The following is a 24,622-nucleotide window of genomic DNA, read 5'->3' on the forward strand; positions in this document are numbered from 1 at the left end:
TACTCGTACCGAAGGTCCCCCTTCGGTACGCCTATTTGAAGCTCTGCTTCTTATTTTTCAGGATCTGGATCTGCTAACATTTTCCGTTCCTCTCGATAACAAATCACCCCTTCCTCATTTGTCGCCTCGGGGCCTCTTTTGTACTCATCTTTCCTAGGCTACAAATATGCTCCTCCGGAGTGGGTCCGTCAACAAATTTCACAATCGAATCTTCATGATTTCGAAATGACAACTTGAAACCCAAAATAGTCATCACTAGCCCTGTTTTTGGGCGTGGCGATCTCCAAATGTTTTTCACAAAAGAGTTGAATTTACACTTGGTAATTGCCCAGTCATTGCATTCCCTCGTAATGATCTTCTGGCGATTTTAAATCTGAAAGAAATATGTATAATATATGTGTTATTTATTATAATTTAAGATATGGACCCCAACCGACATACCGAGTACGACATCCAACAGGATGTACACCGCATTACGTTATATAGTACCGTAGCGAAAGACCATCAGCACCGGTCGCGGAAAAAACGGCTTTACCTGCACCTGGACATGAACTGTTATTACGCACAAGTGGAGCAGCGCGCCTATAATCTCTATGGCCTTCCGGTGGCGATGGGCGGCTGGCGCAAACCGGATGGAACCGCACGGGGAATTGTAGCCACCGCCAGTTACGAGGCGCGGGCATTGGGAATCAAAACGGCGATGAGTGCTTTTGAGGCTTCCCAAATCTGTCCTTACCTGGTTTTCAAACAGATCGATTATAGCCGGTACACGGAAATAGCCCGGCAATTAAGAGAAATCCTCGACATCTACTCCCCTAACGTAGAAAAATATTCGATGGATGAATATTTCATGGATCTCACTTTTTTATTGGGCAAGGGACGCAACCATCTTGAAGCATTTGGCAAAAAGATCCAGGATCATATTTATCGCGATCTTGGGTTAGTCTGTTCTATCGGGATCGCTCACAGCAAGACTTATTCCAAGCTGGCATCCGATCTTAAAAAACCAAAGGGCCTGGCGCTAATTCTCACTCATGATGATGCCGCTCAATATATCTACCCTTTACCAATTGATGAGGTGTGGGGAATTGGCCGGCGGCGTTATGAACATCTCAAGAAATACGGCCTTTACACCATCGCCGATGCCCATAAACACGGCCCCGCTCCTTTTCAAAAAATTTTTGGGGAGATGCAGGGACAACTTTTCTGGGAGACAGTTACCGGACGAGACAAGGCTAAAGTACTGGATAATGACGACCATGTCCCGGACGAAGTAAGTTACATGCACACATTTTCGGATTGGACCGACGACCCCATCCTGGTAAAAGGTGAAATCGTAAAAGCCGTTCGGAAAGTGTGTTACCGGATGAGGGGTTTCAAGCGCAAAGCCCGGCGTTGGGGTTGCTACATCCGCTACCAGGACAACAAGTGGGATGGCGAACGTTTTGCGTTTAACACGCCCGGCTTCACCAATCTGGACGAGTATGTATTAAAAGGATGTCTCCCAGAAGCAATGCGGCGTGTGAAAAATGCCCTGCGAAAGGGAATCAAAATGCGGGGAATTGGCTTCCATACCATTGAAATGCAATTCACGGAACAGCTCGAACTTTTTTTTACCGAGAAGGACCAGGTTCGGAATCTCTATAAAGCTGTGGACTGCCTCAACAATCATTACAAAGCAGACGTTATTACTCCGGCCGCCCTCCAGGAATGCGTGCCCGGAAATACGCACTTTGTAAACCGCAGCCCGGAAAAGCCGTTGCTGTCGAATAGTTAAGAATATAATAAGTGGTAAAGGCTTTATATCGATTATGATAAGCACTCCTTAGAACGTCCATAACTACTCAATTTTCGTCCGATATATTCCAGCTTCTCCACCAATTAACTCTCAAATTCCGGCCATTTCAGAAAGAAAATGCACAGAGAGACACCTCTTTGAATCTCTTTCCAACAATAGCAGCCTTATTTAGACTCGATACAGATACCAAATTCCTTCCAATCAGTAATTCTGGCCTAGGAAAAAGCGCTTTTACAAAAATTAAAAAGCTTGTAGAAAAAAAAGCCTTTTTCATTAAGAAATCCGTTTCTAAAATCACTAAATTTAGCCGTTTTAAAAATTTTGAATCCAGCAGATGCTCATTCAAAAAAATAAAAATAATAGTTTATACAACTGTTATTTTCGAATGCTGAATTAAACGTTTTATTGGAATTAAATGTCTAACGTGATAAAAATTAAGCGTGGGGTAGACATCAAACTAATTGGAGAAGCAGAAAAAGAATTTGCTTCACCGCTCCCCATAGAGACTGCCGCCTTAAAACCAGATGATTTTTACGGGGTCCGCATGAAACTTGCCGCCAGAGAAGGCGACGAAGTGAAAGCCGGCACCCCTTTATTTTTTAATAAAGATGACGATCAGGTTAAATTCTGTTCTCCGGTCAGCGGGGAGGTTGCCCAGGTAATTCGTGGTGCCAAACGCAAAATTTTAGAAGTGCGTGTTCTCGCTGATAAAGAAACCCGGTATGAGGATTTCGGCGCAGCAGATCCCACAACTCTCGAGAGAGAAGAGATTGTCTCAAAATTAGCGGCATCGGGTTGCTGGTCTTTCATTCGGCAACGTCCTTATAATACCGTTGCGGATACAACGAAAGAACCAAAAGCTATTTTCATTTCCGGCTTTGATTCCGCTCCCCTCGCACCCGACTTGGGTTTTTTACTTGAAGGACAAGAAGAGGAGTTTCAGGCAGGGATTCATGCACTTTCCAAACTGACGTCCGGAAAAATTCATCTTGGACTAAATGCAAAAGAAACACCTGCTAAAATCTTTACTGAAACGAAAGGCGTAACCATTACCCGTTACGACGGCCCTCACCCGGCAGGTGTTGTTGGCGTACAGATCGCAAAGATCGATCCCATCAATAAAGGTGAAACCGTATGGACACTTACGCCGGAGCATGTGGTAATCATGGGGCGATTATTCCTGACCGGAAAATATGACGCCCGAATTAATATTGCGCTGACCGGTTCTGAAGTAAAAGAGAAAAAATTCCACCACACCATTCTCGGAGCGCCCGTCAAGCATTTTGTTGAGAATAATATTACAGAAGGTAACAACCGGATCATATCCGGAAATGTTCTTACCGGCACCAAAATCACGGAAGATGGATATCTTGGCTCTTTTGAACGCCAGGTAACCGTAATCCCCGAAGGTGATGAACCCGAATTGTTTGGATGGTTAATTCCCAAACCTGATAAGTTTAGTATCTCCAGAACCCTGCCATCATGGTTCATGAGAAAACTGGGTGATGTGCAATACAAACTCGACACCGGCCAACATGGAGAACGTCGTGCATTTGTAGTTACCGGCCAATACGAACAAGTATTTCCGTTCGATATCTACCCCGTTCAGTTGCTCAAAGCTATTATCACCCAAGACCTTGACGGCATGGAAAATCTGGGACTTTATGAAGTTGTAGAAGAAGACTTTGCCCTTTGCGAAGTTGTCTGCACTTCTAAAATACCGGTTCAAAGTATCGTAAGAGAAGGACTTGACTTGATGAAAAAAGAAGTAGGTTAATCGCCAGAAAAAGTTTGAAAGTTTATTCATGAAAGCATTAAATGATTTTTTAGAAAGTAAAGTGAAACCCTACTTCGAGGAAGGGGGAAAGCTTGAAAAATATTGGCCGGTGTACGACGGATTGGAAACATTCTTGTTTGTGCCGGGCCATCCTACAGAGCAAGGTGCTCATATTCGTGACGGAATTGACCTGAAACGAACCATGAATACCGTAATCATGGCACTTATTCCCTGTTTGTTGTTCGGGATGTGGAATGTGGGGTATCAACATTATCTGGCTCTTGGAATCGACGCTACCTTTATAGACCAGTTTGTATTCGGAGCTATTAAAGTACTGCCCATCGTTGTGGTTTCTTATGCCGTTGGGTTGGGTGCTGAATTCCTCTTCTGTATTATCAAAGGCCATCAGATTAATGAAGGTTATCTTGTTACCGGGATGCTGATTCCCCTCATCATGCCTGTAGACATTCCCCTCTGGATGGTAGCCCTCTCCTGTATTTTTGCAGTAATTATTGGTAAAGAAGTATTTGGCGGAACCGGGATGAACATTTTCAACCCCGCCCTTCTGGCCCGTGCATTTGCGTTCTTTGCGTATCCGTCTTTCATGTCCGGAAATGATGTTTGGATTAACACTTCCGTTCGCGACGGACAATCTGTAGTAGATGGATTTTCCGGAGCTACCGTGCTGGGAGAACTTGCTACCGCTGGTTCAACCCATTACTCGGTATTGGATGCTATTATTGGTACTATTCCTGGATCAATTGGTGAAACATCCGTTATTGCAATTGCTCTCGGAGCCGGACTTTTAATCTTTACCGGTATCGGAAGCTGGAGAATTATGCTGAGTGCCCTTGCAGGAGGCGCTGTAATGGGCATAATTTTTAATGCCCTGGCACCTTATGCAATTACCGAAGTTCAGCAAGCGTTTATGGCTGTACCTTTCTGGCATCAGTTGGCAGTGGGTGGTTTTGCCTTTGGAATTGTCTTTATGGCTACAGATCCTGTAACGGCCTCACAAACAAGTACCGGAAAATGGATCTATGGCTTTTTAATTGGATTTTTGGCAATAATGATTCGAATCTTCAACCCCGCCTATCCCGAAGGCGTGATGTTAGCCATTCTTTTTATGAATACAATGGCACCGCTGATCGATCATTATGTGTTGCAGGCAAATATCAAAAAACGAAAAAAACGAATTTCTTTAAAAGCGAGAGCCTAACTCATGGATGTAAATAAGAATAGTTACACATTTATGTTCGCCGCCATTATGGTGATCGTTGTTGCGGCCCTTTTATCCTTTGCTGCAACAACCCTGAAACCTTACCAGGATGAAAACGAACGTCTCGAAAAAATGCAGAGTATCCTCAGTTCTATTAAAGTGGAAGTGAGCCGCGAGGAAGCCGCTGAGTTATATCCGGAATACATCGTCCAGGAACTGGTAGTGAGCAATCACGAAGAAAAACCCGGCATTGAAGCTTTCAATGTAGACCTGACCAAAGAAGTCCGCAAGTCTAACATTGAACGTGAAGCTCCACTTTACATAGCAGAAAAAGAAGGGCAACGATTTTTTGTAATCCCGATCCGGGGCACCGGACTTTGGGGGCCAATCTGGGGATATATTTCTCTTCAGGAAGATGTATCTACACTTTATGGCGCTGTATTTGATCATCAGGGAGAAACACCCGGCCTGGGAGCTGAAATTGCTACAGCCGCTTTTGAAACTCAATTTGAAGGCAAAGAAATCCTGGATGATTCAGGCAATCTTATAGGGATTGATGTTCGAAAAGGCGACGCTTCAACCCAATATCAGGTAGACGGAATTAGCGGAGGTACTATTACCTCCGAAGGAGTGGAAGCAATGATTCTGGATTGTCTGGAATCTTACATCCCATTTCTGAAAGATTATGCCGCAACATATTCAACCGCAGGTTCAGAACTTTAATTAAGGTAAAACTATGGCAGAAGAAGTACTAGAAAAAGAAGCTGTTGAACAGGAGGCAAAGGTCACTACAAAGACCCGTGAGCCCCTGTTTTCTAAAAGAAACCGAAAACTGATTAGTGATCCGTTTGATGACGATAACCCGATTACTGTACAGGTTTTGGGAATTTGTTCGGCACTCGCTATTACTGTAAAACTCTATCCGGCTGTAGTGATGGCTATATCGGTGATGTTTGTACTGGCTGCCGGTAACGTCATTGTCTCTTTGATGAGAAATTTCATCCCAAACCGAATCCGAATCATCGTTCAGCTTGTGGTTGTAGCTGCACTTGTGGTTTTGGTAGATCAGGTGTTAAAAGCTTTTGTTTACGATGTATCAAAAGAACTGTCGGTGTTCGTGGGATTGATTATCACCAACTGTATTATTATGGGGCGGCTTGAAGCCTTTGCTCTTGGAAATAAACCATGGAGATCGTTCCTGGATGGTATTGGTAATGCATTTGGCTATGGTATCATTTTAATCATTGTAGCTTTCTTCCGCGAATTACTTGGTTCAGGAACTTTATTTGGCCTCCAGATTATTCCGGACTCCTGGTACATCGTAAATGGCGGCTTTTACAGTAACAACGGATTTATGCTGCTCCCCCCCATGGCACTCATCACCGTGGGTATCATCATTTGGGTACAGCGGTCACGAAATACTAAACTCATAGAGGAGTAAGAAGTATGCAAGAACTTTTAAACATATTCGTAAAGTCGATTTTTGTTGAGAACATGATTTTTGCCTACTTCCTGGGCATGTGTTCTTATCTCGCAGTATCCAAAACGGTGAAAACAGGTGTAGGTTTGGGAGCGGCTGTTATCTTTGTGATGGCCATCACTGTTCCGGCCAATTATCTTCTTGAAAACTATGTACTGCAAGAAGGAGCACTGGCATGGCTTGGACCACAATTTGCAGCCGTAGACCTTAGCTTCCTTTCCTTTATTATTTTCATTGCGGTTATTGCTTCAATGGTACAGCTTGTGGAGATGGCCGTCGAAAAATTCGCGCCTGCACTCTATAACTCATTAGGTATTTTCCTTCCGCTTATTGCAGTAAACTGTTCCATTCTCGGTGGTTCTCTGTTCATGCAGGAGAGGAATTACGCAACAATCCTTGAAGCTTCAGTGTTTGGTTTTGGAAGTGGAATAGGGTGGTTTTTGGCAATTGTAGCTATCGCTGCTATCCGCGAGAAAATCCGTTATTCAAACGTGCCGGCTCCACTCCGTGGACTGGGAATCACATTTATTGTAACCGGCCTGATGGGCATCGCTTTCATGTCGTTTATGGGAATCAAGTTATAAACGTTATTCAAAGAGATTTAAAAAATGATATTTGCTTCAACAACACTCATCGTTACCACCAGTATTGTTGTATTCTTTCTGGTGATACTACTTCTTGTTTCAATCCTTCTTGGAGCCAAGTCTGTACTGGCACCTTCCGGGCCCGTAAAGCTTGAGATTAATGGGGAAATGGAACTCGAAGTGGAGTCTGGCGGAACGCTCCTAAACACACTCGGAAATAATAAAATTTTCCTTCCCTCTGCTTGCGGAGGCGGCGGTACATGTATTACATGTAAATGCCAGGTGATGGAAGGCGGTGGCGGTATTCTTCCTACCGAAGAACCTCATTTTACCCGAAAAGAGCAGCAGGAAAATTGGCGGCTTGGCTGCCAGGTAAAGGTAAAAGAGGATATGAAAATCCGGATTCCGGAAGAAATCTTCGGGATCAAGAAATGGGAAGCTAAAGTGGTTTCCAATTACAACGTAGCCTCCTTCATTAAGGAGTTTATTGTTGAAATTCCTGAAGACATGGATTACAAAGCGGGTGGTTATATCCAGATTGAAATCCCCCCGTGTGAAATTGATTATAAAGATATTGATATCACTGCCCATCCGAAGGAACATCCCGGAGCGCCTGATAAATTCCAGCTTGAATGGGACAAGTTCGGACTGTGGGATCTTAAAATGAAGAATAGTGAGTTCGTTGAAAGAGCTTACTCTATGGCTAGCTATCCTGCAGAAGGCCGTAAAATTATGTTGAACGTGCGTATTGCCACGCCGCCATGGGATAAGTCTAAAAATGGATGGATGGATGTAAATCCGGGTGTGGCTTCATCCTATATCTTTTCAAGAAAACCCGGTGATACTGTAACTGTTTCAGGTCCTTATGGTGAGTTCTTTATCAAAGAGGACAGCCAGAAAGAGATGCTCTATATTGGTGGTGGAGCCGGTATGGCGCCTATGAGATCGCATTTGTACGAGCTCTTCAAAACTCTCAAGACCGGCCGTAAAGTTACTTATTGGTATGGTGGCCGATCCAAGCGAGAACTGTTTTACCTGGATCACTTCCGGCACCTGGAAGAACAATTCGAGAATTTTAAATTCTATGTTGTACTTTCCGAACCACTTGAAGAAGACAAGTGGGTTGAAAAGAAAGATGTCAACGATTCTGAGGGAGATGGATTCCTCGGCTTTGTTCACCAGGCTGTTATTGATCAGTATTTGCAAAATCATCCGGAACCGGAAGAAATTGAATTTTACTTCTGCGGTCCTCCACTCATGAACCAGGCCGTACAGAAAATGTGCGATGAATGGGGCGTCCCTGAAGAGAATGTCTCTTTTGACGATTTTGATTCGTAATTACATTTTCTGCCTGATTTTTAAAACCCCGTATCATTCTGTGAGCGGGGTTTTTTATTTTATACTCACGCTAAATACAGTTTATCGATGCTCATGAATCGCTTTCTTTGTATTATTTTTTTGCTTTTTTTTGCTTCATGTGGGCAGCCCGGAGAACCACTGTTTATTGAAAATAATGGCCGGGCCCAGGGATCTACCTATCAGATCAAATACGAATCGCCCAAGGGACAAGATTTTGGAAAAGAAATTGAGGAAATACTACGCCAGATTGATCTCTCTATGAGCACCTACGTTCCCTCCTCCCTCGTCTCACAAATTAATAAAGGGAATACACCTGTTGAGGTTGATTCGCTCTTTATAACCGTTTTAAACCGATCAACTGAAATAGCTGAAGAAACCGCCGGATCTTTCGATCCCACGGTGGGGCCTTTGGTAAATCTTTGGGGATTTGGTTTTAAAGAGATCCGGCAGGATGTCAGTGCCGATACCCTTACGCAGGTTTTATCCAAAGTTGGATATGAATCCATTCAAATTGATGATATGAGAGTGTCCATTCCTGAAGGATTCACGATTGATTTCAACGCTATCGCACAGGGATTTACAGTGGATCATATCGCAGAATTTCTGGAAAATCATAAAGTTGAAAATTATATGGTGGAAGTGGGCGGTGAAGTCCGCGCAAAAGGAGTGAATGAATCGGGTAATGTTTGGAGAATTGGTGTTGATAAACCACAAGAAGAAATTGATGCTGAAAACCGATTTCAATTTGTTCTTGAGCTTGAAAATGCGGGATTGGCAACCTCAGGAAACTATCGGCGATTTTGGGTTGACGAGGAAACCGGCACTCGTTACTCACACACAATTGATCCTAAAATCGGTTATCCGGCCCGTAATCGCCTTTTAAGTGCATCTATCATTGCTCCTTCCGCGATGGATGCAGATGCATATGCTACGGTCTGTATGGTCCAAGGACTCGAAAGGTGTAAAGAATTATTAGCGAGTAAAGAAAATTTTGAAGGCTACCTGATTTTCTCAGGAGATGAGAACGAATGGGATACGTTTATTACCGAAGGATTCCAAGCCTTTATTATAGAACCCGTAAATTAGACGAACGGGCTAAATTCTTCCTTGGGTTTCTCGCTCGAGTCTTTTTTACATTTTTCGCTCGGTTTGGCACCACAAAAACTACAAGGCTCTCCTTCTTTATTCAGGAAAGGGCTATTGCTTGCACACGTTCCGGCAAACTCTCCATCTTCTTTTGCCCAAATCTTAACGGCAATCCCTGCAAATGCAAGTCCAATTAATACCGCTGCTAATAGAAAAACAGTCATATCTAAACTTCTTTTATTGGTGAACTCAAAGTTCGGCATTTATTGGATAAACGGCAATCTTCACCCTTTGGTTCACTCAACAGACAACTTTTTTCTTACATTTATAATATTTGAGATTTCTGAGTGATTACCATCTGCATTATTTCAAGATGAGAAACTCATCATTCAAAATTTACTTCCTCGGGGAAATTCACATAGAAAACATTTCAAAAATCTAAAATGAAATGTATTGGTAACTAAACAGTCCTGTAATCATCCCGACCTGATAAAGATTATTAAATCCATATAATGTTTCTGAAGATTTGTGTATTCTTAATATAGGTTAACAGTTGGATTCATTAGCCCAGAAAAGACAATCCTTCCAACGATTAAAAACCAAGAGGGCATGGAGAACAACGAAGTACAAGAAGAGGTATTTGAAATTGAATCGTATGAGGGCTTAGAAATATACCACGAAATATTCAGGCAGCTCATTAAAAATTCCTTTGACATGATCGTGTTATTGGACGCCAAAGGAAATCAGCATTATGTCAGCGAATCCTGCGAAAAGATTTTAGGATTCAAGCCCGATGAACTCACACATGTTCCGGTAATCGAAACGATGCTTCACCCGGACGACCGGGAAAATGCCAGGAAAGGATTCATAGAACTGATAAGAGATTCGAACCCGGGAGGCACTCAATACAGACACCGCCATAAAAATGGAGGGTGGGTATATCTTGAAGCTTTTGGCACCAATCAACTCGACAATCCTCTTATCAAATCAGTTGTTTTAAATGTTCGGGATATTACCGAGAGAAAGGAAGCCGAACAGGCTTTGAAAAAAAGCGAGACAAGACTTCAGGCTCTGAATGCCACAAAAGATCGGCTACTGTCCATTATCGGCCACGACCTGAAGAATCCATTTAGTTCTATTTTGGGATTTAGCGAGCTTCTAACGGCAGAAATTCAGAAAAAAAATTATGATGATGCTGAAGAGTTTGCCAAAATAATTCAACACTCTTCCAAACAGGCTGTTGATTTGTTAAACAATCTCATTGTTTGGGCACAATCACAAACAGGTAAAATTGAGTATCAGCCTGAATCATTTTTACTGGATACCGTCGCCAGAGAATTAATTGAATTATTGCTTGACGCCTGTACAGCAAAATCAATTACTATTCATAATAAAATATCTAAAGCCACTCCCCTTTTTGCCGATAAAACCATGATTACGCTTATCATTCGCAATCTCCTATCAAATGCCATTAAGTTTACGAAACCCAGTGGAGAAATTACTCTTGAGGCTACGAAAAATGATTCTGAACTGACCGTCTCCGTAACAGATAACGGTATTGGTATCAAAAAAAGTGATCTCAACAAACTGTTTTGTAACGAAAATGGTAAAACCCATTCTACGGAAGGAACTCTAAAGGAATCTGGGACAGGTCTCGGGTTACTTTTATGCAAAGATTTCATTGAAATGCACGGCGGCAAAATATGGGTAGAAAGTCAGCCTAAAAAAGGTAGTGTCTTTACATTTTCAATACCCATTCGGGAAAAACCATAAAGATTAAATCCCTCCTTTATTTTCAATAAAATCGCTGATCTTCCCGCATCTACTATTCAGTTTTTAAAATGTTTAGACCTCAAAAACTTGGTCTGCATCCATCGCCAGAACGGTTTCTGTCATCAGATTAATTAGATTTTCAACATCTCTCAAAGATGCTGTTTCAACCGGTGAGTGCATGTAGCGCAATGGCAACGAAATAAGCGCGCTTGGAATCCCGGTTTTTTGATAGAAAATACTGTCCGTATCCGTTCCGGTTCGTATGCTCGTAGCTTCGTGCTGAATATCGATTTTTTGTTTTTTGGCGGTTTTCTCGATCAATTCCACAATGGCTCTGTGGTTGGCACCTCCGTGTTGAACGGTTGGCCCTTTACCCAATTTCACAGTTCCGTGTTCTTTGTTATTAATGCCAGGGGTATCGGTGGCGTGGGTTACATCTGTAACTAAAGCGGCATCCGGCATGTGACGGAAACTCATCATGCGTGCCCCAAATCCGCCAACTTCTTCCTGCACGGAGTTCAGGGCAATCACATTGACCTTCAGATCTTTCTTTCGCTTTTTCAATTGCTTTAGTACATGCGCAATCACAAATCCGCCAATCCTGTTATCAAGAGCGCGGCCGGTGATGATATCATCATTTAAATATTCAAGCTCATCCGCATAGGTGACCGGATCACCAATCTGGATCATCTCCAGGGCTTCTTCTTTTGACGATACGCCAATGTCCACATAAATATCTTTCCAGGCTGGCTGCTTACCTCCGCCGTTTTTGCTTTCCTGAAGATGAATAGCCGTATTTCCCACAACTCCGGTCACACGGCCATTTCGGGAATGAATCACAACCCGTTTGGCCCTTGCAATCGTGGAATCACTTCCACCGAGTTTATTTAGCGTCACAAATCCATCACTTGAAATATGTTGAACCACCATCCCGATTTCATCCGCGTGCGCCTCCAGCATAATCGTTGGCACATCAGTATTGATTTGAAGCTTTGCCATGGCTGAACCATATGCGTCGGATTCTACACTATCGGCAAATTCTGAAACAAACTCTTTCCAGACTTTTTGGCCTTCAGACTCATATCCGGTTGGGCTTGGAGTGATAATCAGCTTTTCAAGAAACTCGTGAGATTCGCTATCGAACATTCTTATAAATTTTGTTTTTGCAGATTTACATCAGGGAATATAAGCATCAAAAACATTTGATTCGTTCGCAATAGAAAAACTCCTTCATATTCCTGCAATATTCTGTTTACCTTTCCTCAAAAAAGGATAAACTTTTATCATGAAGAAACCTGAATATAATAAAGACTCTTTCGCTCACTGGACCGAATTATTCGTTCGATTTCGAGATCTTGACGCTTTAAACCATGTAAATAACGCTGTTTTTAACACTTACTTTGAAGAGGCGCGAATCAACTTTATCAATGAAATTCCTGAATTTCAGGCATCCATGAGTGAAGGAAAAAGCTTTATGCTGGTGCACCTGGAACTGGATTATATCCGGCCCATTGAATTCCATGAAACTCTTCTGATTGGGACCTCGGTTGAAGAATACGGCAACACCAGTATAAAAGGATTCCAGGCGATTTATTCCAAAGGCGATGCTGAATTAAAAGCCATCGCTAAAACCACAGGCGTTTGGTTTGATCTGGAGGCTCAGAAACCAACGAGCCTGCCCGAAATTAAAGATCGCGACAAGTATCTCTACAAGATTCCCGACAATGGATAAGAGTAGTCAATACAAAATCTTCAGCGATCCGGTTCACGGTTTTATTACCATTCCCAAAGGAACCATTTTGCGGTTGATTGATCATCCGTATGTTCAAAGATTGCGCAGGATTCGTCAGCTTGGTTTGGGCTATCTTGTATTTCCGGCGGCGGAACATTCCCGTTTTTCTCATGCCATTGGTGCCCTGGAACTTGGCCAGCGAGTCCTTAAAAATCTTCGAGAAAAAGACACTACAATCAGCGATGCGGAAGTTACCGGAACGCTGATCGCGATTCTTCTGCATGATGTTGGGCACGGCCCTCTCTCCCACACTCTTGAACACACATTGATTGAGGATTTCAATCACGAGATGATGAGCCTCAAAATCATGGAAACGCTGAATAAAGAATTCGACGGCGAGCTGAGTACGGCGATTAAAATCTTCAAAGACCAGTATCCGAAGAAGTTTCTCCACCAATTGATCTCTTCTCAGCTTGATATGGATCGTCTCGATTACCTGAAACGCGACAGCTTCTTTACCGGGGTTTCCGAAGGTTCGGTTGGAATCAATCGCATTCTAAAAACGATGCGGGTTTTTAAAGGAAATGTGGTGATTGAAAAGAAAGGAATTTATGCGGTTGAAAACTACATCCTCTCCCGACGATTGATGTATATGCAGGTATATCTTCACAAAACGGTTTTGAGCGCAGATGCTTTGCTGAGAAAAATTTTTAAACGTGTTCGTTTTTTGATTGATGCTAGTGAAAATGTGGATATTCCTTCCCTCCCATTAAATTATTTTCTCTCCAAAAATCCATCGTCCAAAAAGAGAATCACCCAGAAAATGTTGGAGAATTACATCGCACTGGATGATCATGACGTATACATCTGTATCAAACAATGGGCGCAGCATGACGATTTGATTTTAGCGGATCTTTCTCATCGATTTTTAAGCAGACAACTGTTTCGAACTACATTCGCCGAACGAAGAGAACGGGATAGACTACAGGATCAAATTCTTAGCAAAACCCAAAAGTATCTCAAAAAACATGGTTTCCCCCATGATGATGAATCTGCCAGCTATTATTATGATGTCAACGAAAGTTACAGTGAAGCCTATCGCTACGAAAACGAAAGCATCTGGATTTTAGAGGATAACAATAAAGCTGTGGAGTTCTCTAAAGCCGCAGACACCAAACACATCATTGCGTTGACCGAACCCGTTGTGAAGCCATATTTAGTACATCTGAAAGAAATTTAGGAACATTTCAGGCAGAATGCGCTCTATTTTCTAAAGGTTGTAAAGTGTTCATATGAAGGAATTACGCATTAACTGTTCATTTTAAAACTTCAATATTATGAGTGACAAGAAAAACAAGGCTTCAAAGAAGAAGAAAGATTCCAAAAAGATCGATGAAGAGTTGAATGAAGATCTCAAGGAAACATTTCCCGCAAGTGATCCGCCATCACATACGCAGCCGGGGCATGGCCGAGATGAAAAAGAGGATAAATAGCTCAGTTGCGGATTTAAGAAATGTGAAAGAACCAGATATAGCCGGTCTTTATCTATACAATTAATTTGGGTGGATTCGACTGTATTTCACAAAAGAAAACTTGTCGTGATCTTCTCTCCGGACTTCTTCCCACACTTCCCCGATTTGATTCCGATATTCGGGAAAGAAAGTATCTCCGTCATATTCTTTTTTCACTTGTGTGATGATCAGCTCATCAACCCGATTGATGGTTTGTTTGTAGATTTCTCCTCCTCCAATCACAAACACCTGTGCGTGTCCTGATAAGTGATCTAACGCCTTATCAATAGATTTGAAGGTTGGTACATGATCATAGGATTTGGACCGGCTCAGCACCACGTTTTCTCTTCCCGGAAGAGGTTTTTCATTGAGTTCCTCAAAGACACCGCGTCCCATCAAAATTGGTGAACCCATCGTTGTTTTTTTGAAAAACTTCAGATCTTCGCTGAAATGCCAGGGAAGTTCGCCGTCTTTTCCTATAACAAGATTAGGATCGTGAGCTACAATAATGGATAACTTCATACGGCAACCGGAAATTTGATAACCGGATCGGGATCATAATTTTTCAAAGTAAAGTCTTCAAAAGTGAGCTCATCCACCGGCTTATTTGCAATTTCCAGTGTTGGCAATTCCCGAGGTTCACGCTTCAGTTGCTCTTTCAGTCCATCCATGTGATTTTCGTAGATATGTGCATCTACAATTGTGTGAGCAAATGTTCCGGGTTTCAGTCCGACTTCCTGGGCAACGGCCATCGTTAAAGCTGAATAACACGCTAAATTAAACGGGATTCCCAATGCAATGTCCCCGGAGCGCTGCGTTAAATGACAATTCAGTTTTCCGTCTGCCACGTTAAAAATGTACATCAAATGGCAAGGCGGTAATCCCATTTCTCCGAGCAATCCCGGATGCCACGCAGAGACAACGATCCGCCGGCTATTTGGATTGGTTTTAAGCATGTGAATGGCGTTTTGAACCTGATCGTACTCCTCGTATTGCCAATCTCTTTCTTGTTTGTCTCCCAGTGGTTTGTAAACATCTCCATTACTTGATTTCGCCATTGGAAACCGCCGCCAGAGTACCGGATAAATGGGACCAACGTATCCATCCTCGTCTGCCCACGCATCCCAGATATGGCAATCTTTTTCATCCCTTAACCACTTGATGTGATCTTCTCCACGCAAATACCAAAGCAGTTCAAGAATCACAGATCGGAAGAACACTTTCTTTGTTGTCAGGAGGGGATAGCCTTCGGAGAGGTCCACTTTATAAAATTCAGCGAAATTTGAAAGTGTTTTTACACCGGTTCGATTCTCCTTCCAAACTCCGTGATCCATCACATTTTGAACCAGGTCAAGATATTGTTTCATGCTTAGTCAATAAATGATTTTAATTAAAGGACGACTCCGCGAAGCAGTAAAACTGCCACCGTAAAATAGATGATAATTCCGGTTACATCCACCAAAGTTGAGATAAACGGTGCCGAAGTCACAGCCGGATCCAAACCCATTCTCGTCATAATAAAAGGTAAAATCGATCCGCTCAGGTTTCCAAAAAGAACCACACCCACAAGGCTGGTTCCCACTGTAAGTGCTTGTAAACCAACCGAAAGCGTCAATGGTTCACCCCGTACAATCATCCATGTAGTGATAACAATCGTTCCCAAAATACCTAATAGCGAACCGAGAAGAAGGCCCGATAATAATTCCCTTTTTAAGACGGTTGTCCATTCTTCAAATTTAATGTCGTCGGTTGAGAGAGCACGAATAATCAATGTTGCGGCCTGAGAACCGGAGTTACCACCACTGGAAATAATCATCGGAATAAAGAGAGCTAAAACGGTAGCAGCGGCTAATGTATCTTCATAACTGGCCATCGCTGTAACGGTAAACATTTGTCCCAAAAAGAGGAGAATCAACCAACCCAAACGCTTTTTTACCATATCTGTAACACCGGTTTGGGAATAGTGTGTATCCAGCGCACTCATACCTGCCATCAACTGCATATCTTCGGTGGTTTCCTCTTCAGCTACGTCCAGAACGTCATCCACCGTTACAATTCCAACCAAAATACCTCCTGAATCAACCACGGGAAGTGCAACGCGGTCGTATTTACTGAGCATCCGAACGGCCTCCTCCTGGTCGTCAAAAGCGCTAAGGGCCTCAAATGTGTTATCCATAATATCGGATATTTTCGCATCCGGCTCAGCGAGAATAAGCTGGTTGAGCCGAAGGTCGTCAATCAACGTTTCATCTTCATCCACCACATAAATAACGTTAACCGTTTCCGCATTTCTGCCGTGTTTCCGAATGTGTTCAAAACTGCGGTTCACCGACCAATCTTTTTTGATACGAACATAGTTCGTGGTCATCAAACGGCCCACACTTTCCGGAGGATATCCTAAAAGGCGCCGGACCTGGGCAATATTCTCTGAATCCATTGAATTCAACACCCTTTGGGTCAGGTCACCCGGAAGTTCCTCCATCAGAGCTACGCGTTCATCCGGCTCCAGATTGTTCATCACATCACTGAGTTGTTGCCGGCTAAACGTTTCCAGAAGCTCAACCCCTTTTGTTGAACTCAGATAGGTAAAAACATCAGCGGCTTTGCTTTTTTTCAGTAACCGAAATATAACCACGGCTACTTCCGGGGCCAGGTCATCCAGGAGTTCGGCAACATCTACAGCCGGCACATCATCGAGTACCTCCTTGATGGTTACCCACTCTTTTTTTTGGATGAGTTCATCCAATTCCGGTTTTAGCAAATGTGCAATCATGGCAAAATTTGTTCGGATGGATTCAAAAATATTGGACTATGATAACGCTTGTGGAAGTTATCAAAAAATAAAATGCAATCGTGACAAAAAGAGAATTTAATTCTGTCCCAAAGCTGTAAGTGCATCTTCTGCAGCCGCCTGTTCTGCTTTCTTCTTGCTCTTTCCTTCTCCCTCTCCCAACTTTTTATTTTCAATATAAACAGCTACATGAAATGTTTTATCATGCCCCGGTCCTTCCTCTGAAATAACCTGGTATTTTGGCAATTTCAACTTCTGTGATTGTGAGTATTCCATCAACAGGCTTTTGTAATTATCAATAGCTTTTACAACCTCTTTGAAGTTGATAAAACGGTCGATATGCGATGAAACAAACTTGTGTGCGGCATCATATCCACTGGAGATATAAATGGCTGCGACTAATGCCTCATAAACATCTGAAAGGACACTTTTGGAAAGCTCTATTCCCTGGCCTGCAGCACGTTCTCCAATCTCAAGAAACTCGTTGAGGCCAAGTTTTTTTGCAATCTCAAAAAGAGTATCGCCCCGGACAATTTTTGCCCGAAGTTTGGTGAGAAATCCTTCGTTCTCTTTCGGGTATTTCTCGAAGAGAATTTCCGTGACGATAAGGTCGAGAACGGCATCTCCTAAAAATTCAAGTCGCTCATAGGTTTCGTGCGACTCAAACTTTTCGTTGTCAACGATGGAACGATGCCTTAACGCTTTTTGAAAAAGCTGATGGTACTCATCAGGTATTTGTAAACCGATCGCCTTTTCAAGGTGAGTTAAACGTTTTTTCGACTCAGATTGTATCGGACCCTTATCTTTCCACAACCATTTTTTGAGTCGATAAAGCATCTATCATTCTTCAAATTTTTTGAAAACAAGCGTCGTATTATGACCGCCAAATCCAAATGCATTGTTCAGCCCATAATTGATATCCCGTTCAACGGGTTTATTAGGCGTGTAATTCAAATCGCATTCAGGATCCGGGTTTTCCTGGTTGATGGTTGGTGGAATCATACTGTGATAGATTGCCAAAAGTGTTGCGATGGATTCCGCAGCACCAGCGGCACCCAACATATGACCTGTCATCGATTTGGTTGAATTCAGGTTGATGTTGTATGCGTGATCCCCAAAAACTTTTTTGATAGAATTTGTTTCAGCGATATCTCCGAGCGGGGTAGACGTTCCGTGCATATTAATATGCTCCACATCTTCCGGTTCAATACCGGCCATATTCAGGGCATTATTTAGTGCCAACAGAACACCGTTTCCATCTGGATCGGGAGCAGTAATGTGATGAGCATCTGCAGAAAAACCATATCCCACAATTTCGCCGTAAATCCTGGCACCACGATCCAACGCAGATTCCAGAGATTCGAGGAAAAACATCGCTGAACCTTCACCAAGCACAAATCCGTCGCGGTCTTTATCGAAAGGACGGGAGGCTTTTTCGGGTTCGTCATTACGGCGGGAAAGGGCCCTCATAGAGGAAAAACCGGCAACGCCGATCCTCCACACAGGCGATTCTGTGCCCCCGCAAAGTGCCATGTCTGCCTGGCCGTATCGGATAGAGTCAAATGCCAATCCAATATTATGAGAACCGGTTGCACAAGCTGAAACTGCACAAAAATTAGGCCCGCGGAATCCATATTTAATGGAGACCTGGCCTGCCGGCATATCCGGAATTAACATCGGGATAAAGAATGGATTAACTCCTCTCGCACCTGATTCATGAAGAGAAACAGATTGCTCATAGAAAGTTTGCATCCCCCCGATTCCGGTACCAATTAAAACAGCAACACGATCTTTGTTAATTTTTTCAAGATCAATGCCGCTGTCTTCAATAGCCTCATCGGAGGAGATAATAGCATACTGCGTGACCGGATCAAGTCTGCGGGCTTCTTTCCGATCGAAGTAATCGTTCGAATCGTAATTCTCGATCTGTCCTGCAAATTTTGTGGGTAAATCACTTGTATCAAAATGTTCAATAGGCCGTACCCCACTCTTGCCGGAAATTAATCCGTTCCAAAAATCGGGAGCGGTTTTTCCAACGGGGGTAAATGCACCAATTCCAGTGATTACTACTCTACGTCCGGTCATAAATGGTTTTTTTATCGTTTATTATCTACGATTTTTCCTGGATATACTTGATGGCATCACCGACTGTAGCAATATTTTCGGCGTCTTCATCAGGAATGCTGATATCAAATTCTTTTTCAAATTCCATAATTAGCTCAACAGTGTCGAGTGAATCAGCTCCAAGATCGTTTGTGAAGTTAGCATCAGCAGTTACTTCTGATTCATCTACTCCAAGTTTATCAACAATAATAGATTTTACTTTAGCTTCAACGTCCTGTGACATAAGATAGACCTTTTGTTTGGATTAGTAGTTAAGTGGTTAATATGTATGTTCTTTCGAATTTCTTATCAGGTAAAAATACAATATCTGACTATAAAATAACACGCACAAATCATTCATTTCAATGAAACCGGCTACATAGCCATTCCCCCATCTACCCGAATAACTTCGCCTGTTATATATGAACTGATGTCCGATGCAAGGAAAGCAACCACATTCGATACCTCTTCGGGCTCTCCTGCCCTGCCAAGTGGTGTTTCCTGTTTGATTGTTTCCAATACTTTTTCGCTGAGATTTTCAGTCATCTCGGTTAAAATATAACCCGGAGCTACTACATTTGCCCGGATATTCCGGCTTGCAAGCTCTTTGGCATAAGATTTTGTAAAGCCGATAATACCAGCTTTGGAAGCTGCGTAATTACTTTGGCCGGCATTCCCGCTGATTCCCACAACGGAACTGATATTGATAATAGAACCCCCACGTGCACGCATCATTGGCTTGGCGGCTGCTTTACTGTAATTAAAAATACTTTTCAGATTGGTGGTGATAACATCATCCCACGCTTGTTCATCCATCCGGAGAATAAGATTGTCTTTTGTAATACCGGCATTATTGACCAGAACATCGAGAGATCCCCATTTCTCAACAATATTGGAAATCACCTCTTCTGCCCTGCCGAATTCTGTAGCATCTGCCTGATAAGAGGTTCCCTGTACCCCTTCTGTTTCGATTTCTTTCACAACTTCTTCGGCAGCCTCGGCAGATCGAGCATAGGTAATTGCGACATTTGCCCCGGCTTTAGCCAATACAAGAGCAATTGATTTTCCAATACCACGGCTGCCGCCGGTAACCAAGCAATTCTTTCCTTCCAGATTAATCATAATATTCTATTCGTATCCTTCAATAGTTACATTTTTCAACGTACGCTTCACCAAACCCTGGAGGACATTTCCCGGGCCTACTTCGATAAATGTGTCTATTCCGTACCTCTCCATATTTAACAAAGTCTGCGTCCATTTGACGGGATTTACCAATTGTTGTAAAACATTTTCTTTCAGTACGGTTTCGTCCCTGCTTGCCTCGGCAGTGTAGTTGCTGTACACCTTGCAGTGCGGCCGCATAAACTTTGTATTTTCAAGCTTTGCCTGAAGAGCTTCGAAGGCCGGTTTCATCAAAGGAGAGTGAAATGCACCGCTGACTGGTAAAATTTTTGCCAGCCGACAACCTTTTTCTTTTGCAAGATCTATTGCTTTATGAACAGCATCCACATCCCCGGATATAACAAGCTGTCCCGGACAATTGTAGTTTGCAGGCACCACGGGCTTACCTATTTCAGAAGTAGCTTCGTCACAAATTTCGTCTACGGTTTCATCATCCATCCCAATAATTGCGGCCATCGTTCCTGGATTGTCATTTCCGGCTACCTGCATTTTGTTTCCACGCAAAGAAACCAACTCCAGCGCATCGTTAAAATCGATTGCTCCAGCTGCTGCCAGTGCAGAAAACTCTCCCAAACTGTGACCAGCTACAACATCGGGTTCAATATTCAGTATTTGAAAAAGTGCATAAGAATGAACAAAAATCGCCGGCTGAGTATATTTTGTCTGTGTCAGCTCATCAGATGGCCCTTCAAACATAATTTCACTAAGAGGGTAACCGAGCAACTCATCCGCTTCACCTACAATTGACCGAAACTTCGGTTTATTTTTGTAGTGATCGAGGCCCATTCCGACTGACTGCGAACCTTGTCCGGGAAATAGTAATGCTTTCATTATTTATTTACTCCACTTCAGGTAAATAGCGCCCCATGTTAAACCGCCTCCAAACGCGGAAAGAATCAGGTTATCTCCTTCCTTCAGTTGATCTTTCCAATCGTAAAGGCATAAAGGAATTGTGGCAGCGGTAGTATTACCATATTTACCGATGTTTATCATCACTTTCTCACTGTCGAGTCCCATTCGCCGGGCAGTTGCATCAATAATTCTCTGGTTGGCCTGATGCGGTACGAGCCAGGCTACATCATCGCCCGTAAGATTATTTCTCTCCATAATTTCAAGAGATACATCTGCCATACCTTCGGTAGCTCTTTTAAAAACAGACCGTCCATCCTGGCGAATGTAGTGCATCCTGTTTTTTATAGTTTCTTCTGTGGGGGGATTCAAACTTCCTCCCGCCGGTTGATAGAGCATGCATTCTTCATCGCCATCGGTATGCTGTACAAAATCGATAATACCATCCTTATCAGTCTCTTCAAGAACCACAGCACCGGCTCCGTCACCAAACAAAATACAGGTGGTGCGGTCTGTAAAATCTACAATAGAACTCATTTTATCGGCACCAATAACCAGTACTTTTTTCGCACGACCCGATTCAATCATCATGGTTCCGTTAGAAAGGGCAAAAAGGAATCCGGAGCAGGCTGCTGACAGATCGAAACCGAACGCATTTTTTGCACCGATTCTTTTTTGTACAAGTGCTGCGGTAGCTGGAAAGAAGTAATCCGGGGTAACGGTAGCTACAATGATGGCATCAATCTCTTCAGCTGAAACACCGGCATCTTCCAGCGCTTCGTTTGCAGCCCGAACGGCCATATATGATGTTGCCTTGTCAGGGTCTTTTAAAATTCGTCTTTCTGAAATACCGGTACGGCTGCGAATCCATTCATCATTCGTTTCAACATACTTTTCAAGTTCTTTATTCGTCAAAACATAATCAGGTAAAAACCGGCCAACACCACTGATTTTAGCTCGTTTTACAGACATTTAATCAAATATTTTCGTTAAGAGATGCTACAATTTTTTTGTTGATATCATGCTCCACACATTGTACAGCATTAAAAATCATGTTTTTAATGGCTGTGGCCGAACTGCCGCCGTGTCCAACCAAACTCATACCATTCACTCCCAGGAATGGTATTCCACCCACATGTTCGTAGTTAAAGGCGTCGAGCGCACGGGAAAGAATTCCAAAAATTTGTTTTTGGGTCTGGGCATCTACGTTCTCTTCAGACATGGTTTTCTTGAGCATATGTTGAAGAATTCCGGGTATTGATTCACCATATTTGAGCAGAACATTCCCACAAAAACCATCGGTCAGGTAAATATCTGCTTTTCCTTGTAGAATATCTTTCCCCTCAATGTTCCCAACAAAGCTCTTCATAGAAGACAGTATGCTATAGACCTCTTTGTGAGTTTCCAGTCCCTTTTCGGGTTCTTCACCAACATTTAAAAGGCCAATTGTGGGATTCTCAATACCTAAAATTTCACGAGAAAGAATGCGGCTCATTTTTGCAAACTGCAGATACATCTCGGGCTTTAATTCGAGATTTGCACCGGCATCCGTTAACAAGCTAATGCCCTTAAGTGTGGGATAGGTGGCCGAAATTGTCGGGCGAATAACTCCTTCGAGCTTGCCCAACAGAAAGGTAGATGCCGCGAGTAATGCGCCGGTATTCCCGGCACTTACAAATGCAGAACAGTCTCCCTTTTTGTGAGCAGAGAGACCAAGTGTAATTGAAGATTGCTGCTTGGATTTTACAGCAGAAGCCGGAGATTCATCCATCCCAATAATTTGAGGGGCGTGAAGAATATGAATTCTTTCTTTGTCATAATCCTGAGAATCCAGTTCTGCCTGGATCATCTCTTGTGGCCCGACTAAAAGAATTTCTAAATCCGGATTTTCCTGTGTTGCCTGAACCGCTCCCTGCACCGGTACTTTCGGAAAGTAATCTCCCCCTACCGCATCAACAGCAATCACCATGTGTAAACCTTTTGATTAATTTGAAGGTTGAATCACCTGTCTGCCGCGATAGTATCCACACTCCATGCACACGTGATGACGTCGATGCAATGCGCCGCAATTCGCGCACTCGGTTAGTGGAATGTCGGACAATCCATGGTGAGAACGTCTCTTATTTTTGCGAGACTTTGACGTTTTTCGTTTTGGATGTGCCATTTATTTCTGTTTTATGATTTCTTCAGTTTCTTAAGTTTTTCCCATCTGGGATCTATCTGATCTTCCTCATCTTCTGGTTCCGGACCAAAATGCTGTATTTCAAAATCTTCCGGATTTCCTTCCGAATCGTAATAATCAGGATGTATTTTTCTAACCGGTATTTCCAGCATGATCGTATCACGTACTTCTTTTTCAATATCTACTGTTAAATCATTAGCAGATATTTGCCGGACAGCACCTTTTTCGGTTTCCGTGTTTTCCACTTCATCCGGTTCAAAAAGTATGTGATAAGAACCGCTCAACTCTTTTCGAAACGGTTTTAATGAACGATCACATATTAATTCAGTTTCAACATCAACTGTAAAATCAACTTCAATAAAATGATTCGTTTTTAAAAAGTTGATTTCAACGTCCCCCCGCTTAAGGGTTACTTCATCATCCAATTCAAGTTCACCGTCGGATAAATATACACTTCTTTTACTTCTCCCCTCGGGTATTTCCTGTAAACTGAATGTTAATTTTGACGTTTCCACAATAGCTTTGAAAAATAGGAAGAACTCTATTTTTATGCAATTTAATTAAACAGCCCAAATAACCTCTGCTCAATTAATTCCAGCACCTTGCCTAAATCGTCCTGATTGTTCACAAAATCAAGATTATCAGTATCAATAATCAGCTTTTCCTGGTCATATCGGTCAATCCAGTCCTCATAAAGCCGATTCAGCCGTTCCAGGTATTCAATTCTGATTGTGTTTTCGTATTCACGTCCGCGCTGCTGGATTTGCCGAACCAATGTCGGAACTTCTGCGCGAAGATAAATCAGCAAATCGGGTGGCTGCAAATAATACACCATTTCATTAAACAGAGCGCAGTAGTTCTCGTAGTCGCGGTCGCTCATCAACCCCATTTCGTGGAGGTTTTTGGCAAATATTTCCACGTCTTCATAAATGGTTCGGTCCTGGATAATACTTTCGGTTACTTCCATCAGCTTCTTCTGATGCTGAAACCGGCTCGACAGAAAATAAATTTGAAGATTGAAACTCCACCGTCTCATATCCTCATAAAAATCAGACAGGTATGGATTATCATCAACGGATTCGAAATAGGTCCGCCATCCAAAATTCTTTCCCAAAAGGGAGGTTAAAGATGATTTCCCCGCGCCGATATTTCCGGCAATAGCTATATATTTTTTTCCTGTTTGATCTGCCATTTTA

At 42.7% G+C, this 24,622-nt stretch carries 27 protein-coding genes; 12 read left to right on the forward strand and 15 right to left on the reverse strand.

Going from position 1 to position 24,622, the window contains the following annotated elements; all coding sequences use genetic code 11:
- Positions 1-421: 421 nt before the first annotated feature.
- The 8 genes from L0B18_RS16090 (at position 422) to L0B18_RS16125 (ending at position 9,303) form a co-directional block, all read left to right on the forward strand.
- Entirely contained in the window at positions 422-1,777 is a 1,356-nt protein-coding gene (locus tag L0B18_RS16090) for a DNA polymerase Y family protein (protein ID WP_234572825.1), read from the forward strand.
- 436 nt (positions 1,778-2,213) lie between these two features.
- Entirely contained in the window at positions 2,214-3,575 is a 1,362-nt protein-coding gene (locus tag L0B18_RS16095; RefSeq protein WP_234572826.1) for a Na(+)-translocating NADH-quinone reductase subunit A, read from the forward strand.
- A gap of 28 nt (positions 3,576-3,603) precedes the next feature.
- Positions 3,604-4,794 (forward strand): NADH:ubiquinone reductase (Na(+)-transporting) subunit B, encoded by a 1,191-nt coding sequence (locus L0B18_RS16100; RefSeq protein ID WP_234572827.1) that lies wholly within the window; start codon positions 3,604-3,606, stop codon positions 4,792-4,794.
- Between the two features lie 3 nt (positions 4,795-4,797).
- Positions 4,798-5,517, forward strand: coding sequence for an NADH:ubiquinone reductase (Na(+)-transporting) subunit C (gene nqrC, locus L0B18_RS16105; RefSeq protein ID WP_234572828.1), 720 nt, complete (start codon positions 4,798-4,800; stop codon positions 5,515-5,517).
- 13 nt (positions 5,518-5,530) lie between these two features.
- The gene (locus tag L0B18_RS16110) at positions 5,531-6,235 is read left to right on the forward strand and encodes an NADH:ubiquinone reductase (Na(+)-transporting) subunit D (RefSeq protein ID WP_234572829.1); all 705 of its coding nucleotides are present in this window, start codon (positions 5,531-5,533) and stop codon (positions 6,233-6,235) included.
- 5 nt (positions 6,236-6,240) lie between these two features.
- A complete protein-coding gene (nqrE, locus tag L0B18_RS16115) occupies positions 6,241-6,858 on the forward strand; it encodes an NADH:ubiquinone reductase (Na(+)-transporting) subunit E (RefSeq protein ID WP_234572830.1) in 618 nt (205 codons plus the stop codon).
- A 24-nt stretch (positions 6,859-6,882) separates the two neighbouring features.
- On the forward strand, positions 6,883-8,196 hold the full coding sequence (gene nqrF / locus L0B18_RS16120) for an NADH:ubiquinone reductase (Na(+)-transporting) subunit F (RefSeq protein ID WP_234572831.1): 1,314 nt from the start codon (positions 6,883-6,885) through the stop codon (positions 8,194-8,196).
- A gap of 93 nt (positions 8,197-8,289) precedes the next feature.
- Complete coding sequence (locus tag L0B18_RS16125; protein WP_234572832.1) at positions 8,290-9,303, forward strand: FAD:protein FMN transferase; 1,014 nt, start codon at positions 8,290-8,292, stop codon at positions 9,301-9,303.
- Here the strand turns inward: L0B18_RS16125 and L0B18_RS16130 are convergent.
- Positions 9,300-9,527, reverse strand: coding sequence for a hypothetical protein (locus L0B18_RS16130; protein WP_234572833.1), 228 nt, complete (start codon positions 9,525-9,527; stop codon positions 9,300-9,302). The genes L0B18_RS16125 and L0B18_RS16130 overlap by 4 nt on opposite strands.
- Before the next feature lie 385 nt (positions 9,528-9,912).
- Here L0B18_RS16130 and L0B18_RS16135 point away from each other — a divergent pair, with 385 nt between their 5' ends.
- A complete protein-coding gene (locus L0B18_RS16135; protein ID WP_234572834.1) occupies positions 9,913-11,076 on the forward strand; it encodes a PAS domain-containing sensor histidine kinase in 1,164 nt (387 codons plus the stop codon).
- Positions 11,077-11,148: 72 nt separating this feature from the next.
- On the opposite strand, the gene L0B18_RS16140 is transcribed toward L0B18_RS16135, so the two are convergent.
- Entirely contained in the window at positions 11,149-12,222 is a 1,074-nt protein-coding gene (locus L0B18_RS16140; protein ID WP_234572835.1) for a M42 family metallopeptidase, read from the reverse strand.
- 139 nt (positions 12,223-12,361) lie between these two features.
- Between L0B18_RS16140 and L0B18_RS16145 the strand changes: the two genes are divergently transcribed.
- The 3 genes from L0B18_RS16145 (at position 12,362) to L0B18_RS16155 (ending at position 14,301) form a co-directional block, all read left to right on the forward strand.
- Positions 12,362-12,808: an acyl-CoA thioesterase gene (locus tag L0B18_RS16145; RefSeq protein ID WP_234572836.1), complete on the forward strand. Its 447-nt coding sequence runs from the start codon at positions 12,362-12,364 to the stop codon at positions 12,806-12,808.
- Positions 12,801-14,048: an HD domain-containing protein gene (locus L0B18_RS16150; RefSeq protein WP_234572837.1), complete on the forward strand. Its 1,248-nt coding sequence runs from the start codon at positions 12,801-12,803 to the stop codon at positions 14,046-14,048. The genes L0B18_RS16145 and L0B18_RS16150 overlap by 8 nt, the downstream gene beginning before the upstream one ends.
- 97 nt (positions 14,049-14,145) lie before the next feature.
- Complete coding sequence (locus L0B18_RS16155) at positions 14,146-14,301, forward strand: hypothetical protein (RefSeq protein WP_234572838.1); 156 nt, start codon at positions 14,146-14,148, stop codon at positions 14,299-14,301.
- A gap of 60 nt (positions 14,302-14,361) precedes the next feature.
- Here the strand turns inward: L0B18_RS16155 and L0B18_RS16160 are convergent, their stop codons facing one another.
- From L0B18_RS16160 to L0B18_RS16220, 13 genes are all read right to left on the reverse strand, one after another.
- A complete protein-coding gene (locus L0B18_RS16160) occupies positions 14,362-14,841 on the reverse strand; it encodes a dihydrofolate reductase (protein WP_234572839.1) in 480 nt (159 codons plus the stop codon).
- A complete protein-coding gene (locus tag L0B18_RS16165) occupies positions 14,838-15,686 on the reverse strand; it encodes a thymidylate synthase (RefSeq protein ID WP_234572840.1) in 849 nt (282 codons plus the stop codon). Before L0B18_RS16165 ends, L0B18_RS16160 begins: the two co-directional genes overlap by 4 nt.
- Positions 15,687-15,709: 23 nt before the next feature.
- A complete protein-coding gene (gene mgtE / locus L0B18_RS16170) occupies positions 15,710-17,092 on the reverse strand; it encodes a magnesium transporter (RefSeq protein WP_234572841.1) in 1,383 nt (460 codons plus the stop codon).
- Positions 17,093-17,188: 96 nt separating this feature from the next.
- Positions 17,189-17,947: a ribonuclease III gene (gene rnc / locus L0B18_RS16175; RefSeq protein WP_234572842.1), complete on the reverse strand. Its 759-nt coding sequence runs from the start codon at positions 17,945-17,947 to the stop codon at positions 17,189-17,191.
- 3 nt (positions 17,948-17,950) lie between these two features.
- The gene (gene fabF / locus L0B18_RS16180; RefSeq protein WP_234572843.1) at positions 17,951-19,195 is read right to left on the reverse strand and encodes a beta-ketoacyl-ACP synthase II; all 1,245 of its coding nucleotides are present in this window, start codon (positions 19,193-19,195) and stop codon (positions 17,951-17,953) included.
- A gap of 25 nt (positions 19,196-19,220) precedes the next feature.
- Positions 19,221-19,457 (reverse strand): acyl carrier protein, encoded by a 237-nt coding sequence (locus tag L0B18_RS16185; protein WP_234572844.1) that lies wholly within the window; start codon positions 19,455-19,457, stop codon positions 19,221-19,223.
- A gap of 131 nt (positions 19,458-19,588) precedes the next feature.
- Positions 19,589-20,335, reverse strand: a complete 747-nt coding sequence (fabG, locus tag L0B18_RS16190; RefSeq protein ID WP_234572845.1) for a 3-oxoacyl-[acyl-carrier-protein] reductase — start codon at positions 20,333-20,335, stop codon at positions 19,589-19,591.
- Positions 20,336-20,341: 6 nt separating this feature from the next.
- Positions 20,342-21,226 (reverse strand): ACP S-malonyltransferase, encoded by an 885-nt coding sequence (fabD, locus tag L0B18_RS16195; protein WP_234572846.1) that lies wholly within the window; start codon positions 21,224-21,226, stop codon positions 20,342-20,344.
- A 3-nt stretch (positions 21,227-21,229) separates the two neighbouring features.
- Positions 21,230-22,216 (reverse strand): beta-ketoacyl-ACP synthase III, encoded by a 987-nt coding sequence (locus L0B18_RS16200; RefSeq protein ID WP_234572847.1) that lies wholly within the window; start codon positions 22,214-22,216, stop codon positions 21,230-21,232.
- A gap of 4 nt (positions 22,217-22,220) precedes the next feature.
- Complete coding sequence (gene plsX / locus L0B18_RS16205; RefSeq protein ID WP_234572848.1) at positions 22,221-23,213, reverse strand: phosphate acyltransferase PlsX; 993 nt, start codon at positions 23,211-23,213, stop codon at positions 22,221-22,223.
- Between the two features lie 15 nt (positions 23,214-23,228).
- Positions 23,229-23,408, reverse strand: coding sequence for a 50S ribosomal protein L32 (gene rpmF / locus L0B18_RS16210; protein ID WP_234572849.1), 180 nt, complete (start codon positions 23,406-23,408; stop codon positions 23,229-23,231).
- An 11-nt stretch (positions 23,409-23,419) separates the two neighbouring features.
- Positions 23,420-23,941: a YceD family protein gene (locus L0B18_RS16215; RefSeq protein ID WP_234572850.1), complete on the reverse strand. Its 522-nt coding sequence runs from the start codon at positions 23,939-23,941 to the stop codon at positions 23,420-23,422.
- A 41-nt stretch (positions 23,942-23,982) separates the two neighbouring features.
- The gene (locus L0B18_RS16220; RefSeq protein ID WP_234572851.1) at positions 23,983-24,618 is read right to left on the reverse strand and encodes a deoxynucleoside kinase; all 636 of its coding nucleotides are present in this window, start codon (positions 24,616-24,618) and stop codon (positions 23,983-23,985) included.
- Between the last annotated feature and the right edge of the window lie 4 nt (positions 24,619-24,622).

Source organism: Rhodohalobacter sp. 614A (genome assembly GCF_021462415.1).
Taxonomy (GTDB): Bacteria; Bacteroidota; Rhodothermia; order Balneolales; family Balneolaceae; genus Rhodohalobacter.

Excerpts from the sequence above, each read along its gene's own strand:
- L0B18_RS16090 (WP_234572825.1), top strand. The coding sequence starts at position 422 with ATGGACCCCAACCGACATACCGAGTACGACATCCAACAGGATGTACAC.
- L0B18_RS16095 (WP_234572826.1), top strand. The coding sequence starts at position 2,214 with ATGTCTAACGTGATAAAAATTAAGCGTGGGGTAGACATCAAACTAATT.
- L0B18_RS16100 (WP_234572827.1), top strand. The coding sequence starts at position 3,604 with ATGAAAGCATTAAATGATTTTTTAGAAAGTAAAGTGAAACCCTACTTC.
- nqrC (WP_234572828.1), top strand. The coding sequence starts at position 4,798 with ATGGATGTAAATAAGAATAGTTACACATTTATGTTCGCCGCCATTATG.
- L0B18_RS16110 (WP_234572829.1), top strand. The coding sequence starts at position 5,531 with ATGGCAGAAGAAGTACTAGAAAAAGAAGCTGTTGAACAGGAGGCAAAG.
- nqrE (WP_234572830.1), top strand. The coding sequence starts at position 6,241 with ATGCAAGAACTTTTAAACATATTCGTAAAGTCGATTTTTGTTGAGAAC.
- nqrF (WP_234572831.1), top strand. The coding sequence starts at position 6,883 with ATGATATTTGCTTCAACAACACTCATCGTTACCACCAGTATTGTTGTA.
- L0B18_RS16125 (WP_234572832.1), top strand. The coding sequence starts at position 8,290 with ATGAATCGCTTTCTTTGTATTATTTTTTTGCTTTTTTTTGCTTCATGT.
- L0B18_RS16130 (WP_234572833.1), bottom strand. The coding sequence starts at position 9,527 with ATGACTGTTTTTCTATTAGCAGCGGTATTAATTGGACTTGCATTTGCA.
- L0B18_RS16135 (WP_234572834.1), top strand. The coding sequence starts at position 9,913 with ATGGAGAACAACGAAGTACAAGAAGAGGTATTTGAAATTGAATCGTAT.
- L0B18_RS16140 (WP_234572835.1), bottom strand. The coding sequence starts at position 12,222 with ATGTTCGATAGCGAATCTCACGAGTTTCTTGAAAAGCTGATTATCACT.
- L0B18_RS16145 (WP_234572836.1), top strand. The coding sequence starts at position 12,362 with ATGAAGAAACCTGAATATAATAAAGACTCTTTCGCTCACTGGACCGAA.
- L0B18_RS16150 (WP_234572837.1), top strand. The coding sequence starts at position 12,801 with ATGGATAAGAGTAGTCAATACAAAATCTTCAGCGATCCGGTTCACGGT.
- L0B18_RS16155 (WP_234572838.1), top strand. The coding sequence starts at position 14,146 with ATGAGTGACAAGAAAAACAAGGCTTCAAAGAAGAAGAAAGATTCCAAA.
- L0B18_RS16160 (WP_234572839.1), bottom strand. The coding sequence starts at position 14,841 with ATGAAGTTATCCATTATTGTAGCTCACGATCCTAATCTTGTTATAGGA.
- L0B18_RS16165 (WP_234572840.1), bottom strand. The coding sequence starts at position 15,686 with ATGAAACAATATCTTGACCTGGTTCAAAATGTGATGGATCACGGAGTT.
- mgtE (WP_234572841.1), bottom strand. The coding sequence starts at position 17,092 with ATGATTGCACATTTGCTAAAACCGGAATTGGATGAACTCATCCAAAAA.
- rnc (WP_234572842.1), bottom strand. The coding sequence starts at position 17,947 with ATGCTTTATCGACTCAAAAAATGGTTGTGGAAAGATAAGGGTCCGATA.
- fabF (WP_234572843.1), bottom strand. The coding sequence starts at position 19,195 with ATGACCGGACGTAGAGTAGTAATCACTGGAATTGGTGCATTTACCCCC.
- L0B18_RS16185 (WP_234572844.1), bottom strand. The coding sequence starts at position 19,457 with ATGTCACAGGACGTTGAAGCTAAAGTAAAATCTATTATTGTTGATAAA.
- fabG (WP_234572845.1), bottom strand. The coding sequence starts at position 20,335 with ATGATTAATCTGGAAGGAAAGAATTGCTTGGTTACCGGCGGCAGCCGT.
- fabD (WP_234572846.1), bottom strand. The coding sequence starts at position 21,226 with ATGAAAGCATTACTATTTCCCGGACAAGGTTCGCAGTCAGTCGGAATG.
- L0B18_RS16200 (WP_234572847.1), bottom strand. The coding sequence starts at position 22,216 with ATGTCTGTAAAACGAGCTAAAATCAGTGGTGTTGGCCGGTTTTTACCT.
- plsX (WP_234572848.1), bottom strand. The coding sequence starts at position 23,213 with ATGGTGATTGCTGTTGATGCGGTAGGGGGAGATTACTTTCCGAAAGTA.
- rpmF (WP_234572849.1), bottom strand. The coding sequence starts at position 23,408 with ATGGCACATCCAAAACGAAAAACGTCAAAGTCTCGCAAAAATAAGAGA.
- L0B18_RS16220 (WP_234572851.1), bottom strand. The coding sequence starts at position 24,618 with ATGGCAGATCAAACAGGAAAAAAATATATAGCTATTGCCGGAAATATC.